A 14,950-nucleotide genomic window follows, 5' to 3' on the forward strand; every position below is an offset into this window, starting at 1 on the left:
CGCTCGTTTGATGAGGGCCCGGGTCACGGATGGTCTCCGTGGACTGGCGACTTCGTTGGACTGGGACTTCGTTGTTTTCGAGTTTGTTCGGTCTTGCTTGGCGGGCTTGGGGTGAGGTTCCTGATCCGCCTTGCGGTGGCGTCGACTGCTTGGGTGGGTCGGAACAGGGATGCTGGTGGGGTGGGTGTGCCGGTGGGTGTGCGGCTGCTGTCGGTTGAGGCGATGGGGTTGACGGGTTTGATGGGCGGGACGATGCGGGCTGTGGTTTTGGGTGGGCCCGGGCCGGTGGGGAACCTGGTGGTGCGGGATGTGGCGGTTCCCGAGGTGCGGCCGGGGTGGGTTCGGGTTGCGGTGAAGGCGTTTGGGCTCAATCGGTCGGAGTTGCATACGCGGCTCGGGTTGGCGGAGGGGGTCACGTTTCCGCGGGTGCCGGGGATTGAGGCTGTGGGGGTTGTGGATGGGCTGGATCCAGCCGATGAGGAGTGTGGGCCGGCGGTTGGGCAGCAGGTGGTGACGATGATGGGGAATATGGGGCGGACCTACGACGGCGGGTACGCGGAGTACACGTTGGTGCCGGTGGGGCAGGTCATTCCGTTTTCGTCGGAGTTGGCTTGGGAGGTAATCGGGGCGGTTCCGGAGACGTTGCAGACTGCTTATGGGTCGCTGACCACCGGGTTGGATTTGGCTGCGGGGCAGACTCTGCTGGTTCGTGGGGGGACTTCGTCGGTCGGGCTGGCTGCGGCGGCGCTGGCGAAGGGGCTCGGGGCGACCGTGTTGGCGACCACTCGTAAGGCCGCGAATGTGGATGTGTTGAAGGCCCAGGGGGTCGACCACGTGTTGGTTGACGATGGGAGCGTGGCCGGGGCGGTTCGGGCGCTGTATCCCGATGGGGTCGATGCCGCGTTGGAGCTGGTCGGGACGCCGACGTTGCCGGACACCCTGGCCGCCACGCGGGTGCATGGGACGGTGTGTTTTACCGGCATGTTGTCCAATGAGTGGCTCGTGCGGGACTTCTATCCCATTGGTTATCTGCCGAAGGGCGTTCGGTTGACCGCCTATGGGGGCGAGAGCGGTGATCTGCCGGGCGAGGTGTTGCAGCACTACCTCGACGAGATCGCCGCGGGGCGGATTTCGCTGGGGCCGACGCACGTCTATCGGCTCGATGACGATGACATTCGGCAGGCCCATATGGACATGGAAATGGGCCGCACCGTGGGCAAGTTGGTCGTGCTGACCGGTCGGTGAACGCGGAGGGCGGGCTCATGGCGCCGCCGTCCGCGTTCGCCGATGTGGCTGGTGGCGCGGGTGTGGATCGACCGGCGACGGTACGCCCTTGGCGTGTCACGGCGGCGGCACGCTGCGGACCGGGTCTGGCCGGGCCTGGCCGGCCCTGGCCGCGGCCACGTCCTGTGGCATGCCGACGGGTCGATGCCCAGGTGGGCTTCGACCTCGTTGCCCTCCCTGGGCTGCGGTCTGCTCTGGGTGGCCGCGCCCGGTGGCGGGCAGGGCGGCTGTACGTCCCTGGCCTTCGAAAACGCGTGGACGGTCGGGGCGGAACCACCGAGAGTCGGCGTATGGATGTCACGAGTGCCGACCGGCTTCGACGGTCGGATGAATGGTTGAACGAGGCCGCGAAATCGGCGCTGCCCGTCTGGGAGGCGGAGCGTGACCACGATGCGTTTCGGCGGTTTCTGCGCGCTCAGGGTTGGAGTGCCGTGCAGGCGATCGCGGTGATCCGGCGGGTGCAGGGGTGTTCGCTCAGGGACGCCATCGACGTCCACGAGTCGTATCGCACACGAGCCCGGGCGGAGGAGGGCTCGTCCGAGGCCGGCCCCTGAGTCGGTGGGGTTCCGGCGTGGGCGGTCCGGCGGCGCCCCGCGCCGGAGAGACCCTGTCGGCACATGCGACTCGGGCCAGGCGCACCCACGACCCGCGCCAGGCGCCAGGCGCCAGGCGCCGCCGGATCAGGTGGAGGCGGACTCGCCCTGGGCCGGCGATGATCCGAGAGTGGCCGACCCCGTGGAGGAGCGGGCGATTCCGGGGAGGGTTCATCGCCGAAGTAGTGGGTGAGAAGGCCGTAGGAGGCAGGCCGGCGGCCCTTGAGCCGAACGGCGGCGGCGGACCCTTGAGGCGTGCATGATCCGGGCAGGGCGCGTTCACGACGGCGAATCGGCGCGGCCGGATCAGGTGGAGGCGGACTCGCCCTGAGCAGGCGGGGATTCCAGCGTGGCCGGCTCCGTGGAGAAGCGGGCGGTTCTGGGGTCGCGTTCGTCGCCGAAGTGGTGGGTGAGGATGTCGTAGAGGGCGGGGCGGCGGCCCTTGAGCCAGCGGCGGCCGGTGGACATCGGGATCAGGGACAGGTCGATGTCGGCGGTGACCATGGTGTCTTCGGCGGCGCAGGTTTCGGTGAGGATGCGGCCGTAGGGGTCCAGGATCATCGCATTGCCCGTGCGGACCTCGTCGTCGTCGCGGCCCACGCCGTTGCTGAAGATCAGGGCCAGGCCGTTGTCGTGGGCTCGGGCGGGAAGCCAGCGCATCAGCCAGGCCCGGCCGCTTTCGCCGCGGAAGGCTGCTTCGATGGCGGCGGGGTCGCGGTGTCTGGCCTCCCACAGGGGCATCGGGATCGGACGCATGGCGTGCGGGCTGCGCGAGGCCGTACCGCCGGTTTGGTGCGGGGCCACCAGGATCGAGGCGCCGAGAAGGGCGGTGGCGCGGACGTTTTCGACCAGGTTGTTGTCCCAGCAGATGAGGATGCCGACGCGGGCTCCCCATGGGGTGTCGAAGACGGTGTAGTGGTCGCCGCTGGAGATGGCCTCGTGTTCGAAGGCGTGCAGTTTGCGGTGGCAGTGGACTCGGCCGTCGGGGAGGCAGACGGCGTACGAGTTGTAGAGGCGACCGTCGGTCTCGTCGATTTCGAGGAAGCCGAGGCCGGCCGCGATGCCCAGTTCCATGGCGAGCCGGCGCACGTGCGTGACGGACGGGCCGGTGCTCGGCTCGGCGAGTTCGCGCAGGCGGTCGGGGGTGTGGCGACGGAGGTGCCAGTAGCCCAGGAGGCACATCTCGGGGAGGACGACCAGGCGAACGCCGTCGGCGGCGGCTTCGCGGACGAAGTGTTCGACGCGGGCGAGGTTGTAGACCTTGTCGTCCGGACGGGGCTCGAACTGTACCGACGCGCAACGCAACAATTGGTCCATCGATGGCTCCCGCTCTCGGGTTCGGTAGGCGGTGGGCGGTAGGCGGTAGGCGGTAGGCGGTAGGCGGTAGGCGGTAGGCGAGTATCCGGAGTTCGGTACGCGGTATTCGGTACGCCGTATTCGGTACCTGGATACGTCCGGATACGTGTGGTCGGGCTTACCGGTCCGATCTCTCCCCCATCACAGTGGTGCGGCGGGCTGCGGTCCAATGAATGTTTGGGCCGCTTCGATAACCGAGTGGAATGGATCGCCGCCTAGACTCCGGGTATGGACGTGCGGCTGCTGCGAGCCTTGGTCGCGGTCGCGGACTCCGGCGGGTTCGGAGTCGCGGCGGGGCGCTTGTCGATCACTCAGCCCGCGTTGACCAAGCAGATTCAGGCCCTGGAGGCCGAGGTCGGTGGCGCGTTGTTCACGCGCGGACGGCGGGGGGCCGAGCCGACCCGGCTCGGGCTGGCGCTGTTGCCGGATGCGCGGGAGTTGGTGCGGCGCGTCGACGTGTTGAACCGCCGGGCCGCGCAGTTCAGGCGTGGCGAGGCGGGGACGCTGGCGGTCGGGTTCGGGCTCTCCGGTATCGATCTGGCCCCGCAGGCCGTGGCGGCCTTTCGGCGGCGCTTCCCGGGAGTCGGGATCACGTTGGAGGACATGTCGTCCGATGCACAGGTCGAGGCGGTACGAGCCGGCGATCTCGACGTGGGTTTCGTACGGCTGCCGGCGCCGGACGACCTGGGGCGGCTGGTGGTGCTGACCGACACCCTGGCGGTGGCCTCGCCCGGGGACCAGGATCCGCCGCCGACGGATGCGGTCGGGGTCGCCGCGTGGTTGCGCGGGCGGCCCGTGGTGCGGCTGACGCGGGCGAAGGGGCCGGGGTTGGTACGGCAGATCGAGCTGTTCGAGAGTGAATTCGGGGCTCGGCCCGAGCTCGTCCAGGAGGCGTCCGACCTGCAGACGGTGCTTGCTCTGGTGGCGGCCGGGGTGGGCGCGGCCCTGGTGCCGGCCGGCGCCGCCGACATCGCGGCGGCCACGGTCACGGTGACCCCGATCGAGTCCGGTGGCGGGTCGAGTGGCGGGCTCGACGGCGGGGCGGGTGGCGAGTCCGGCCGTGGATCCGACGGCGGGGCGGACGGCGGAACGCTCGGCAGGTTCGGCGGCGAGCGAACCGGCGGATCCGATGCGGTGTCCTGGCGGATCGGCGCGGTCTGGGATCCGGCTCGGCCCACTCGGGTCCGGGACAACTTCCTCGCCGTCGTCCGAGACCTTGCCGGCCGCCGCAACGGGGGCACCTCCGACGCCGGTTCGGTACGGATGCCCGGCCGGGGCCGCGAACGCGACGCCTCTGCGACCGGTCCGTAATGCACACGGGCCCGGGGCGGGCGAGGATGCGGAGACGCAGCAGCGTGCGAGCCGGCGAAACCCGAGGGCGGGGGCGGAAGGCGGAAGGCGGAAGGCAGCTAAGGGAAACGCGCATGCTGGAACGTCGTGGTCGGCGACGCGGCCCGGCCCGGCCCGGCCCGCCGAATCCGATGCGGGTGACTGCCCGGATCTCGTCGGCGGCCTCGCCGGGTGACTCATCCGGCGGTCCGTACCGAGCCCGGGGACATGGGCGCCGTGCGGTGATCGCTTCTCCGAACACCGCCGCCGCGCCGGACCACCCGCCCGGTTCAGGGGACAAGGCAGCGCTGGGCGAGGACGCGGTGCGCGGTCCGGGCCGGCCCGCGTGGCTCCGGCGCGCTTGGGGGCGGCGGCTTCGGGCACTTCGACAGGTCGCGTGCCGAGTACGAGCAATCAGCGGCTGACCAGGCAGAAGGGATGGCCGGCCGGGTCGGTGAGGACGCGCCACCTGTCCTCGTTCGGCTGGTGGTCCGGCTTGCCTGCGCCCAGTTCCAGCAGTAGGGCTTCGGCCTCGTCCAGGTCTTCGACTTCGAAGTCGAAGTGGAACTGTTGGGGGACGCTCTGATCGGGCCAGCGAGGAGCCCGATAGTCGTCGACCCGCTGGAAGCCGATGAAGAGGCCGTCCACACTGTTGAGACCGGCGAAGTCGGCGTCGGATTTGGGGTGCGGTTCGAGGCCGGTGGCTTGCTGGTAGAACGCCGCGAGAGCCTGCGGATCAGGGCAATCGAGGGTTATCGCGCACAACTTCATCGGCAGGGGCATGGCACCTCCGGAGCGGATCGATGGCTTCTGCAATGCCCAAACCTAGAGCGTGACTTCCCTCCTTCGCCGGGTTCACGGGCGTCCCACGCCGCGTCTCGGTGTGCCGGTGCGTCGGCGGGCCGGCGGCCCGGAGAATCACCCGCACGTGCCGGAACGGCACCCGCATGGGGCTGCATTCGGGCGTTTCGCCGAAGCGGCGCCCGCAAATGCGGAGCCCGCAGGGCGGATGCACGCAGGGCGGATGCCCGGCGGCCGGGTAGTCGGCGGGGGATCGAGGACACGCCTTGCGAGCGGCGCCGCCCCGCCGACCCGCACGCGGCGGTGGCCTCCTGCCGACGTTTTCGCGTGCCGGGACGCCTCGCCGAGGCTCGCCCAGTGCCCAAAACCATCCCGATGGCCGGTGCCGACCACCCCGATGGCGGACGCCCATGCCGCCGCCGATCCCAAGGCGCGCTCGGCCCGCGGGCTCTGCCGTGGCTTCAACGGCGGGCTCGGCCGCGACGCCGGCACACCGGCATTCCCCGCGGTTACTTCTTCGCCAGGCGGGCGCGCGTGAGTTCCGGAGTGTCCGGGGAGCGGGATTCGACCGTGGCTCTGAGGTCGGCGAGGGTCTGGGCGGCCAGTTCGTGGCGCCAGGCGAGGTCGGCTCGGGACATGGCCTGGGCGATGGCGCAGGAGGTGCGGTAGTCGGCCGTGGGGTCGGCGTCGGGGCCGTTGTGCAGGATCTGTTGGCAACGGAAGGCCGGGTCGGGACCCTCGATCGCGACGACGACGTCCATCAGGGTGATGTCCTTGAGGGCGCGGGCGAGGCGGAAGCCGCCGCGTGGGCCGGAGGTCGAGGTGACGATGCCGGCCCGGGCGAGCGCCTGGAGCTGCTTGTTCAGGTACGCGGCGGGCAGGCCGTAGAAGGCGGCCAGTTTCGTGGCCGTCACGGCAGTTCCCGATTCGGCCCACGCCAGATTCAGGCAGCTGTGCAGCGCCCACTCCACGCCTTCGCTCATGTGCATATGCTGGACGCTACCCATCCAGAATATCCGGAACAACCTCGATCACCCATCGGAGGGACGCTCCGGGAAGGTGGCTCGACGAGTCTTCGGGGCCACCCCGCCCCACCACGAGGGTCGCCGCGAACGACGGCGGGCCCGCGCCGGGGCTACAGGGGTCGGCCGGCGAACCCCTTCCACGTCGTCGTCCTCAGCGTTGACCGTGCCTGCGGCTGTGCGTTGCGGCGAACTCCCGGAAGTCCGCGTCGCTCGCTCCGGGCATGCGAAGTCCCCCATTCGTCGGCGTCACCAGAGGAATGGGGTGAACCCGACGATCCGTTACAGCCCGCCCGACCGGGTTCCTGGTTTCCGGTACCCGTCGCGTTGGGCAGGCTCGATGCGCGCGTACCCACGCGGTACTTCGGAGTTCGGGAGAGGCGACCAAATGGCCAAGATCAAGGGGAGCGTGAAGTGGTTCAACGAGGCCAAGGGTTTTGGCTTCATCAGCCCGGAGGACGGCAGTAAGGACGTCTTCGTGCACTTCAGCGCGATCCAGGGCAACGGCTTCAAGACGCTCGCCGAGGGCCAGTCGGTCGAGTTCGAGATCCAGGACGGCCAGAAGGGCCCGAGCGCCGCCAACGTGCTCGCCATCTGACCCGAAGCACCGCGGACATGCGATCGTGGCCACGAACCCGGTCCGCCGACTCGTGGCCACGACGGCACCCACACCGAGGCCGCTCCCGACTCGGGCCTCGACCCGGGCTCCGCGACTGCCGGCCCCAAAACTCCGGACCAAGGGCCTCCGCGCCAAGGGCCTCCGGGCTCCGATCCGAAGCCGAATCCGAGGCCGGAGCCGAACCCGAGGCCGGAGCCGAACCCGAAGCCAAGCCGAAGCCGAAGCCGAAGCCGAAGCCGAAGCCACGCACTCGTCTTCGGCCTCCGCGGCCCTACGCCAGGTACCGCTCGATCGTCTCCACCTTCGCCGTCAGCCCGTCCACGACCCCGTCGCGGATATCCGCCTTGAGCACCAGGCTGACCCGGTTCGAGTGCGCCTTGACCGCCTCGACGGCCGCCTTCACCACGGCCATCACCTCGTCCCACTCGCCCTCGATCGAGGTGAACATCGCATCGGTCCGGTTCGGCAGCCCGCTGGCCCGCACCACCCGGACGGCCTCCGCGACCGCCTCCCCGACGTCTTCACCGACACCGAGCGGGGACACCGAGAACGCGACGATCACGACAACACCTTCCGCAGCCCGAACACCGAAGCCCCCAGCCTAGGCCGTGTCCGGCGGATCTCGGTGGGGTCGCGCCGCCTGCCACCGCGTCTCGCCGCACCGGAGAAACAGCCGAAGGGAACCACTATGCGGCTGCTTCTCCGGCACGCCGAGCCACGGCACCGGACGACGCGACCTCATCCACCGAGATCCACCGAGATCCACCGAGATCCACCGGACCCGGCCAGGGCCGAGCCGGCTACGCGACCTCGAACGCCGCCCGCAGGGCCCGGCGGATGTCGGCCGTCGCGCGGCGCGAGACGTCGGCGGTCGGGATGGCGTTGGAGCCGTGAAAGGTGCCCGGGCGGTGGTGGAGTTCGACCCGGACGCCGGCGCGGATCAGCCGGGAGGCGTACTCGATCGCCTCGTCGCGCAGCGGGTCCAGTTCGTTGGCGGTGATGTACGCAGGCGGCAGGTTGGTCAGGTCCGTGGCGCGGGCCGGTGCCGCGTACGCGGTGGGCTCGGCGCCGGCCAGGTAGTACTGCCAACTCAGCGCCGCCTGCCGCCGGTCCCACAGCGGCGCCGTCTCGAACTCGCGCATCGACGGGGTGTCCAGGCGGTCGTCCAGCACGGCCGTGTCGAGCACCTGGAACACCGGCGTCGGCCCGCCCTCGTCCCGTGCCCGCAACGCCAGCGCCGCGGCCAGACACCCACCCGCACTGACCCCGCCCACCGCGATCCGCGCCGGGTCGGCGCCGAACGAGGGCGCGTGCTCGGCCACCCAGCACAGCGCCGCCCACGCATCCTCGAAGCCGGCCGGGAACGGGTGCTCGGGCGCGAGCCGATACTCCACGCTCACCACGATGCAGCCGACCTCCAACGCGGTCGCCACGCAGCTGCCGTCCGAGCTGTCGATGTCGCCGAACACGAAGCCGCCGCCGTGGAACCACACCAGCACCCCGAGCGAGCCGTCCGGACCGGTCGCCCGGGCCGCGTCCTCGGGCGTGTAGATCCGCACCGGTACGCCCCCGGCCACGATCCGGTCCTCGACCAGCAGGCCGTCCGGACGCTGCACCGGCTGGGTGCGGCCCCGCTGCGCCGCGCGGAAGGCCGCCGGGTCGGCGATGTCCACGGTCGGCAGGTACGGGAGGACCGCGAGCAATTCGGGGTCTATGCGGTGTTCCATGCCGCGGAAACTAGCAGCGGATGCCGGCAAGATCCATGACGGTCCGTCAGATCCATTCGCAGCGAGGCGGAAGTCACTCCGTCGGCGGTACCCCGCCGAGCCGCCGGCGACCGCCCCGACCTGCGAAATCCGCTTTCACCCCGACCCCCTGCGGACGCACCATGTGGCCATGAACGCCATCCCCACCACGACGCTCTGGCGGCCGACCGGACCGGCCGAATTGGAGCTCGTGCGCGAGTCCGGCTGGACCGCCTGGCCGGCCAGGCTGCCCGACCAGCCGATCTTCTATCCGGTGCTGAACGAGGACTACGCGATCAAGATCGCGCGCGATTGGAACGTGCCGGCCTCCGGGGTCGGCTACGTGACCCGTTTTCGGATCGAGACCGAGTTTGTGATCCGCTACCCGGTGCGGCAGGCAGGTGGCCGCACCGTCCTCGAACTGTGGGTGCCGGCGGAGGAGTTGGCCGAGTTCAACCGGCACATCGTCGGCCCGATCGAGGTCGTGCACGAGTTCCGCTGAGCCGGGCGCGGCCGGGTTCGGCCGGCCGCGCGCCCCGGTGACGGACCCTGCCCGCCCGCGCGACGCACTCGCGCGGGCGGGCCCGTCGCGCCGGATCACGGCGTCGGCGGGGTCACCTGCTCGGCCGCCCATTCCGCCCACTCGCGCTGTACCTGCGACAACCGCAGCCCGTACTCCAGCGCGATCCGCCCGTACACCGACAGCGGGCTGTCGTCCCACTCCACGTTCGCCTGTACCGCCTCGAGACCCGCATGGGTCCCGGCCGCGGCCTCGGCCTGGGCGGCGAGATAGTCCCGGGCCTCGGCCGGATCCAGTGTGTCCAGGAAGAAGACCCGCAGCAGCATGCCGCTGCGCCGGACCCGCTCCGGCTCCACCTCGACCAGCCAGTGCCGCAGCTCGGTCCGCCCGCTCGCGGTGATCGAGTACTCCTTGCGGCCGCGCGGGCCCTCGGCGGTCACGTCGAGCAGGCCCTCGGCGGAGAGTTTGCCCAGTTCGCCGTAGACCTGGCTCTGGGTGGCAGGCCACACGTTGGCCAGCGAGGTTTCGAATGCCTTCAACAGGTCGTAGCCGCTGGCCGACCGATTGGCGAGGAGTCCCAGGAGGGCATGACGGAGGCTCATGACCCGGACTTTACCACTCTGCATTGACATGTCGAAATAGGAACGTCCATGATTGACCTGTCAGCAGCGCACTGTCGTGCCGAGCGCCAGGTCGAGCCAGGGGAATCCCGTGAACTACGTACGCAACTTCGCACCGTGGATCGTCTTCGCCGCCATTCCCTCGACGAACTGGCAGTGGGGCGCCCTGGCCGCCCTGGTCGTCACCGTGGCAATGGCCGCCCAGGACCACCGGGCCGGCCGCGGGGTCGACCTGCTCGCCTACAGCAGCGCGGCCTTCTTCCTGGTGCTGACCCCGATCGCGTTCGCCGCGCCGGACGCCGCCTTCCACCGCTACGTCGGCGCCGCCTCGTTCGCGTGGCTCGCGATCACCGCGTGGGGCTCGCTGGCCCTGCGCAACCCGTTCACCCTGGTGATCGCCCGCCGCTCCACCCCGCGCGAGATCTGGGGCCTGCCCGGCTTCCTGCGGGTCAACGTGGTGATCACCGCGGTCTGGGCGGCGAGCTTCACGGTCACCGCGCTCGCGCTCTACCTGGTCAAGGCCGACGACGTCGCCGGCGGCGTGGCGATCGCCGTGCAGGCCGCCGGATTCGTGGTCCCGGCGATCTTCACCGCCCGCTACCCCGCGATCGTCCAGGCCCGACACGCCGGCTGACCCGCGCCCCGCACTCGTGAACCGCACGCGCAACCCCGCGCCGAGCACGTCCGCCGCCCGCACACCCGCCAGGAGCCCGCATCATGACGCCGTTCCACCTCACCGGCAACCACGCCCCGGTCACCGAGGAGCGCACCGAGACCGCCCTACGGGTCAGCGGCGAACTCCCCGTCGCACTCACCGGTTCCTACCTGCGCAACGGCCCCAACCCGCGGACCCCCAGCGGCCACTGGTTCCTCGGCGACGGCATGGTGCACGGCGTGCGGCTGACGGCCGGGCGGGCCGCGTGGTACCGCAATCGCTACGTGCGCACGAACAACTTCGACACCCGCGCCCCGCTCCGCCGTGCCGACGGCGCCCGCAACCTGGCCGACGGCGTCGCCAACACGCACGTGGTGCGACACGCCGGCCGCACCTTCGCGCTCGTCGAGAGCTCGTACCCCTACGAGCTCACCGAGTCGCTGGACACGATCGGGCCGTACGATTTCGCCGGCCGGCTGCGCACCGCGATGACCGCGCACCCCAAGACCTGCCCGACCACCGGCGAGCTGCACTTCTTCGGCTACGGATCGTTCGTCCCGCCGTATGTGACCTACCACCGCGCCGACGCCGCCGGTGAACTCGTGGTCAGCCGCGACCTGGACGTCCCGGGCCACACGATGATGCACGACTTCAACCTCACCGCCGGGCACGTGGTCTTCATGGACCTGCCGGTGGTCTTCGACCCGGACCGCGCCCGGGCCGGGACCATGCCGTACGCGTGGGACGACGACTACGGCGCCCGCCTGGGCGTGTTGCGACGCGACGACCCGTACGGCGCCGTGCGCTGGTTCGACATCGACCCGTGCTACGTCTTCCACACACTGAACGCGCACGACGAGGGCGCCGATCGAATCGTGCTGTACGTCATGCGCCGCTCGCACCTGTACCGCGAGGATGCGCCGGACGGCGCCGCCACGTTGTGGCGGTGGACCATCGACCTGGCCGGCAAAAGCGTGCGCGAGGAGCAACTCGACGACCGGTCATCGGAGTTCCCCCGCGTGGACGACCGATTCGCCGGGTTGTCCGCACGTCACGGCTTCACCGTGACAGGGCAGGCGGTGCTGCGCTACGACCTGACCGACGGGACCGCGCTCGCCCACGACTTCGGCGCCGGTCGTACGCCCGGGGAGGCGACCTTCGTGCCCGCCGACGAGCGGCCGGGCGGGCCCGGTTGGCTGCCCACCTACGTGTACGACGCGGCGAGTGACACCAGCGACCTGGTCGTGTTGGACGCGGACGACCTCGGCGCCGCCCCGGTGGCCACCGTGCATCTGCCGTGCCGGGTGCCGTTCGGGTTCCACGGCAACTGGCTGGCGGATCAGGCGTAACCGTCCGGGCCACGGGATGCGGGCGGGCCGACCGACTCCGGCTCAGGACGCCGTTCGCCGACGCAGCCACGCCTGGACCGGCCAGTGGTCGGACGGGCAGCGGCCGTCCCTGGTCCAGGTCAGCGTGCGCGCGTCGACCACGACGAAATCGGCGGTCGCCAGGATCCAGTCGATCCGCTCGCCGTCGACCGGTGGTTCCCAGTTGTTGTAGGTCCGGGTCGTGCCGGTCGGGTCCGCGTCCCGCAGCAGCCCACCCGCGGTCAGGACGGCGTACGGAACGCTGTCGGTACCGACGTTGAAGTCGCCCACCACGATCGCTGGTTCACCGGCGAACCGGCGGGCCAACAGAGCCCGCAGCGCGTGCGCGCTCTTGCGTCGGGCGTTGGCCGAGACGTGATCCCAGTGCGTGTTCACGAAGGCGAACTCCCCGCCGGAGTCCAGATCCCGGAAGCGGACCCAGGTCATCATCCGGGGATGCCGCCAATTGCCCCAAGTACGCGATCCGATCAGGCGCGGGAACGCGGACAACCACACGTGGTCGAAGGCCAACGGCTCAAGACGTTCGACGTCGTAGAAGACCGCACCGAACTCGGACCCGCTGCCCCCCTCGCGCCCGAGGCCGATCCAGTCGTACTCGGCCCGCAGTTCGCGGGCCAGCGGCCGGAGTTGATGCCAGCGCCCCTCCTGGGTGCCGAGCACGTGCGGGTGCTCGCGGCGGATCGTCTCCACCACGAGGGGAAAGCGCTCCCGCCACGAGTTCGGCGCCGGGTTCTCCGGGCCGCGCAGATTGAACGTCATCACGTGCAGCGGATCGCTCATGTCCCGGGGACCATCGCTCATGTCCTGGGGACTACCACCGAGACGACCACCGCACGCCGGACGTCACCCGTCGACCACGCGCGTTCGTGCCACGGCCGCCGGGCCCGACCGCGGTGCGGCCCGGCCCGTGCGGCCCCGGCTCAGCTGAACACGTCGCTGACCGCGTTGACGCCGGCCGTGACGAAGTGGTCGACCAGTTCCGAGAGCGAGGACGCCACCTGGGTACCGGACAACATCACGCCGGCCACGAAGGCCAGAACCAGGCCACCGATCTTGTAGTTCTTGTGGGTGACCAGGTAGAAGAGAATGAAGATGATCAGGATCGGGACACCGACGGTCACTCCGCGACCGGCGCTGCTCGTCTCGTTGGGCAGCGCCAATTGGAGCTCGACGATGGAGTCGGGCGCGGCAGCGGCCACGGCGCTCAGCGACATGTGCATGATTCCCCTCCGGTCCTGCGGTAGTCCGCCGGTCCCTGTTTGCCTTGGCGTACCCGTGATATGACGGTTCGTAAGCTACTCACGTCGCACGCACCGTCACCCGCCACCGATGGGGATGGATGCGCCGGCCATCAGACCGGCGAGCACCCAGGCCCAGCGCATCAGCCGCAGCAGCGGCCACTTCGCGCTGACGATCACGATCCAGAAGCCCATCATGAGCCACAGGCAGAAGGCCGCCATGAAGTTCGCCTCCGACGAGCAGCTCACGAGGAGCCCCGCACCGTAGTAGGCGGCGAATCCGGCGGGAACCAGCATGATCAGGTCGGTTCCACCGAACGGACCCCGGGTGGGTCCGACACTCCCGTCGGCACCCCCCACGAACGGCGGCTGCACCTTGGGTGTACCCGAACCCGCGCCCTGCGTACCGGAATCGGCGGCTCCGGCGGCATCGTCCGCAGCACCGGCCGCGGGACCTCGGCGAACGAACCTGCTCAGCCCGGAGGCGGCGGTCGCACCGCGTGCGGTCTCGGCCGCGGAACCCGCCGCGGCGGCGCCCGCGGCCGGGCCTGCCGCCTTGGCCGACTTGCGCCACGGCAGCTTGCGCGCGCTTTCGACGGGCGTCGCGGGAGCGTTGAGGCGCCCCGGGTCGCGGGGTTTCATCACGTGCCGCACCGTGGGCCGCGCCGGCCGACCCGCCGCATCGGCGGTGCCGCGCTCGGCCCGTTGCGCCTCGGCTCGGCGGGCCTCCTCGGCGCGTCGGTCCTCGGCGGCGCGTCCGGGGCGCGTGGACGGACCACCCGCGCGCTCGGTCGTACGCCGGGTCTCGGCTGCGGCCGCCGCGTCCCGCTCGTGCTTCCGACGCTCCCGCAACTCCCGCCGCCAGGAGGGCTCCTCGTCGACCCGAGGTGCGCTCGACGCGCGCGAGGGCTTGCTCGCACGCTCCGCGCGAGGCGCCGGGAAGGCCGGCTCCTCCTCGTCGGGGTCGGCGAGTTGGCGTCGACGGACCAGGTCCCCGAGCCGAAGTCCGCGTGCCTCGGGGGGCGGTGGCGGTTCGTACGCGCTCATCGCCTATCCCCCTCCCGACTGACGTGGACACGGCTTGCAGGCACGGCTGTGCCGATATGCCGCCAGTATCCACGGCACCGCGATCGCGAGCGCGAACAACTCACCGTCGCGCGCACGTCCTTTGAGGTGCAGGACCACCGCGAACACCGCGGCGGTGCCGAGGATGAGCATCGTGAGCGCGTTCGAGTGGATGATCTTCAGCGCGATCCAGTTCGTGGACGAGGCCCGGGTCTTGACCGTGCTCTCCACGAACTTCTTGCGCCAGTCGGTGGCCATCAGGGCCCCCATGGCCCGGTCGCACCGGGCCACGCACGGGTCGACGGAAAACCCGTGGGCGACGTACCGGTCGAAGCCGGTCCGATCACCCACGAACCGGTCGGGGAGATGGCGAAATATGAAGCGTGGGGCGGCCGTCGGTCACCGTCGCCGATGCCGTGTGCCACCCGGGAGGGCCAGGACATACGCGGACTCCTCTCGTCCGGTGTCACATCGCGCCGTCGACCGGGGCCACTTCGGCCCGGCGGCGGAGCTCACGGTGGTGAGGTGACGGCTCCACTCCTCTTTCCGCAGGCCGCGCTCATAGCGCGGCAAACCGGTACGTTCCATTTGACCTTGTTCAGTGTGGCCAGTGGGCGGGACAGCGTCAAGGGGCGACCGGTCGGCTCCGTTGCGTAGCCCACGCGCTCGCCCCTGTGAGGCATTCCCTTGCACCCTAAGGGCTCTGACGACCCGT

General features: G+C 70.6%; 17 protein-coding genes. 7 read left to right on the forward strand and 10 right to left on the reverse strand.

Annotated features, from left to right (window positions below; all coding sequences use genetic code 11):
- The first annotated feature begins 240 nt into the window (after positions 1-240).
- Together ACIBM5_RS19110 and ACIBM5_RS19115 are read left to right on the forward strand one after the other, a co-directional pair.
- The gene (locus ACIBM5_RS19110) at positions 241-1,245 is read left to right on the forward strand and encodes a zinc-binding dehydrogenase (protein WP_396008151.1); all 1,005 of its coding nucleotides are present in this window, start codon (positions 241-243) and stop codon (positions 1,243-1,245) included.
- Between the two features lie 329 nt (positions 1,246-1,574).
- A complete protein-coding gene (locus ACIBM5_RS19115; RefSeq protein ID WP_396007962.1) occupies positions 1,575-1,838 on the forward strand; it encodes a hypothetical protein in 264 nt (87 codons plus the stop codon).
- Between the two features lie 345 nt (positions 1,839-2,183).
- On the opposite strand, the gene ACIBM5_RS19120 is transcribed toward ACIBM5_RS19115, so the two are convergent.
- Entirely contained in the window at positions 2,184-3,194 is a 1,011-nt protein-coding gene (locus ACIBM5_RS19120) for a nitrilase family protein (RefSeq protein ID WP_396007963.1), read from the reverse strand.
- A gap of 267 nt (positions 3,195-3,461) precedes the next feature.
- Here ACIBM5_RS19120 and ACIBM5_RS19125 point away from each other — a divergent pair, with 267 nt between their 5' ends.
- Positions 3,462-4,544, forward strand: a complete 1,083-nt coding sequence (locus ACIBM5_RS19125; RefSeq protein ID WP_396007964.1) for a LysR family transcriptional regulator — start codon at positions 3,462-3,464, stop codon at positions 4,542-4,544.
- A gap of 432 nt (positions 4,545-4,976) precedes the next feature.
- Here the strand turns inward: ACIBM5_RS19125 and ACIBM5_RS19130 are convergent, their stop codons facing one another.
- Entirely contained in the window at positions 4,977-5,345 is a 369-nt protein-coding gene (locus ACIBM5_RS19130; RefSeq protein ID WP_396007965.1) for a VOC family protein, read from the reverse strand.
- A 527-nt stretch (positions 5,346-5,872) separates the two neighbouring features.
- Positions 5,873-6,352 carry an Rrf2 family transcriptional regulator gene (locus ACIBM5_RS19135; protein WP_355544894.1) on the reverse strand — a complete coding sequence of 160 codons (480 nt, stop codon included), beginning with the start codon at positions 6,350-6,352 and terminating at the stop codon, positions 5,873-5,875.
- A 421-nt stretch (positions 6,353-6,773) separates the two neighbouring features.
- On the opposite strand from ACIBM5_RS19135, the gene cspE reads away from it, so the two are divergent.
- Positions 6,774-6,983, forward strand: a complete 210-nt coding sequence (cspE, locus tag ACIBM5_RS19140) for a transcription antiterminator/RNA stability regulator CspE (protein ID WP_355544882.1) — start codon at positions 6,774-6,776, stop codon at positions 6,981-6,983.
- 292 nt (positions 6,984-7,275) lie between these two features.
- Here the strand turns inward: cspE and ACIBM5_RS19145 are convergent, their stop codons facing one another.
- Both ACIBM5_RS19145 and ACIBM5_RS19150 read right to left on the reverse strand, forming a co-directional pair.
- Positions 7,276-7,566, reverse strand: coding sequence for an MTH1187 family thiamine-binding protein (locus tag ACIBM5_RS19145; RefSeq protein ID WP_391587171.1), 291 nt, complete (start codon positions 7,564-7,566; stop codon positions 7,276-7,278).
- Between the two features lie 238 nt (positions 7,567-7,804).
- A complete protein-coding gene (locus tag ACIBM5_RS19150) occupies positions 7,805-8,731 on the reverse strand; it encodes an alpha/beta hydrolase (RefSeq protein ID WP_396007966.1) in 927 nt (308 codons plus the stop codon).
- Between the two features lie 169 nt (positions 8,732-8,900).
- Between ACIBM5_RS19150 and ACIBM5_RS19155 the strand changes: the two genes are divergently transcribed.
- The gene (locus ACIBM5_RS19155) at positions 8,901-9,251 is read left to right on the forward strand and encodes a hypothetical protein (RefSeq protein WP_391587173.1); all 351 of its coding nucleotides are present in this window, start codon (positions 8,901-8,903) and stop codon (positions 9,249-9,251) included.
- Between the two features lie 95 nt (positions 9,252-9,346).
- Here the strand turns inward: ACIBM5_RS19155 and ACIBM5_RS19160 are convergent, their stop codons facing one another.
- Complete coding sequence (locus tag ACIBM5_RS19160; protein WP_391587174.1) at positions 9,347-9,871, reverse strand: PadR family transcriptional regulator; 525 nt, start codon at positions 9,869-9,871, stop codon at positions 9,347-9,349.
- A gap of 109 nt (positions 9,872-9,980) precedes the next feature.
- On the opposite strand from ACIBM5_RS19160, the gene ACIBM5_RS19165 reads away from it, so the two are divergent.
- Entirely contained in the window at positions 9,981-10,523 is a 543-nt protein-coding gene (locus tag ACIBM5_RS19165) for a hypothetical protein (RefSeq protein WP_396007967.1), read from the forward strand.
- Between the two features lie 83 nt (positions 10,524-10,606).
- Complete coding sequence (locus tag ACIBM5_RS19170; RefSeq protein WP_396007968.1) at positions 10,607-11,893, forward strand: carotenoid oxygenase family protein; 1,287 nt, start codon at positions 10,607-10,609, stop codon at positions 11,891-11,893.
- Between the two features lie 42 nt (positions 11,894-11,935).
- On the opposite strand, the gene ACIBM5_RS19175 is transcribed toward ACIBM5_RS19170, so the two are convergent.
- From ACIBM5_RS19175 to ACIBM5_RS19190, 4 genes are all read right to left on the reverse strand, one after another.
- Positions 11,936-12,733, reverse strand: a complete 798-nt coding sequence (locus ACIBM5_RS19175; RefSeq protein ID WP_396007969.1) for an endonuclease/exonuclease/phosphatase family protein — start codon at positions 12,731-12,733, stop codon at positions 11,936-11,938.
- 119 nt (positions 12,734-12,852) lie between these two features.
- Positions 12,853-13,152 carry a hypothetical protein gene (locus ACIBM5_RS19180; protein WP_396007970.1) on the reverse strand — a complete coding sequence of 100 codons (300 nt, stop codon included), beginning with the start codon at positions 13,150-13,152 and terminating at the stop codon, positions 12,853-12,855.
- A gap of 96 nt (positions 13,153-13,248) precedes the next feature.
- A complete protein-coding gene (locus ACIBM5_RS19185; protein ID WP_396007972.1) occupies positions 13,249-14,217 on the reverse strand; it encodes a hypothetical protein in 969 nt (322 codons plus the stop codon).
- A 3-nt stretch (positions 14,218-14,220) separates the two neighbouring features.
- On the reverse strand, positions 14,221-14,493 hold the full coding sequence (locus ACIBM5_RS19190; protein WP_396007973.1) for a hypothetical protein: 273 nt from the start codon (positions 14,491-14,493) through the stop codon (positions 14,221-14,223).
- Between the last annotated feature and the right edge of the window lie 457 nt (positions 14,494-14,950).

Origin of the sequence: Embleya sp. NPDC050493, assembly GCF_044458105.1 — a bacterium.
Classification (GTDB): Bacteria; Actinomycetota; Actinomycetes; order Streptomycetales; family Streptomycetaceae; genus Embleya.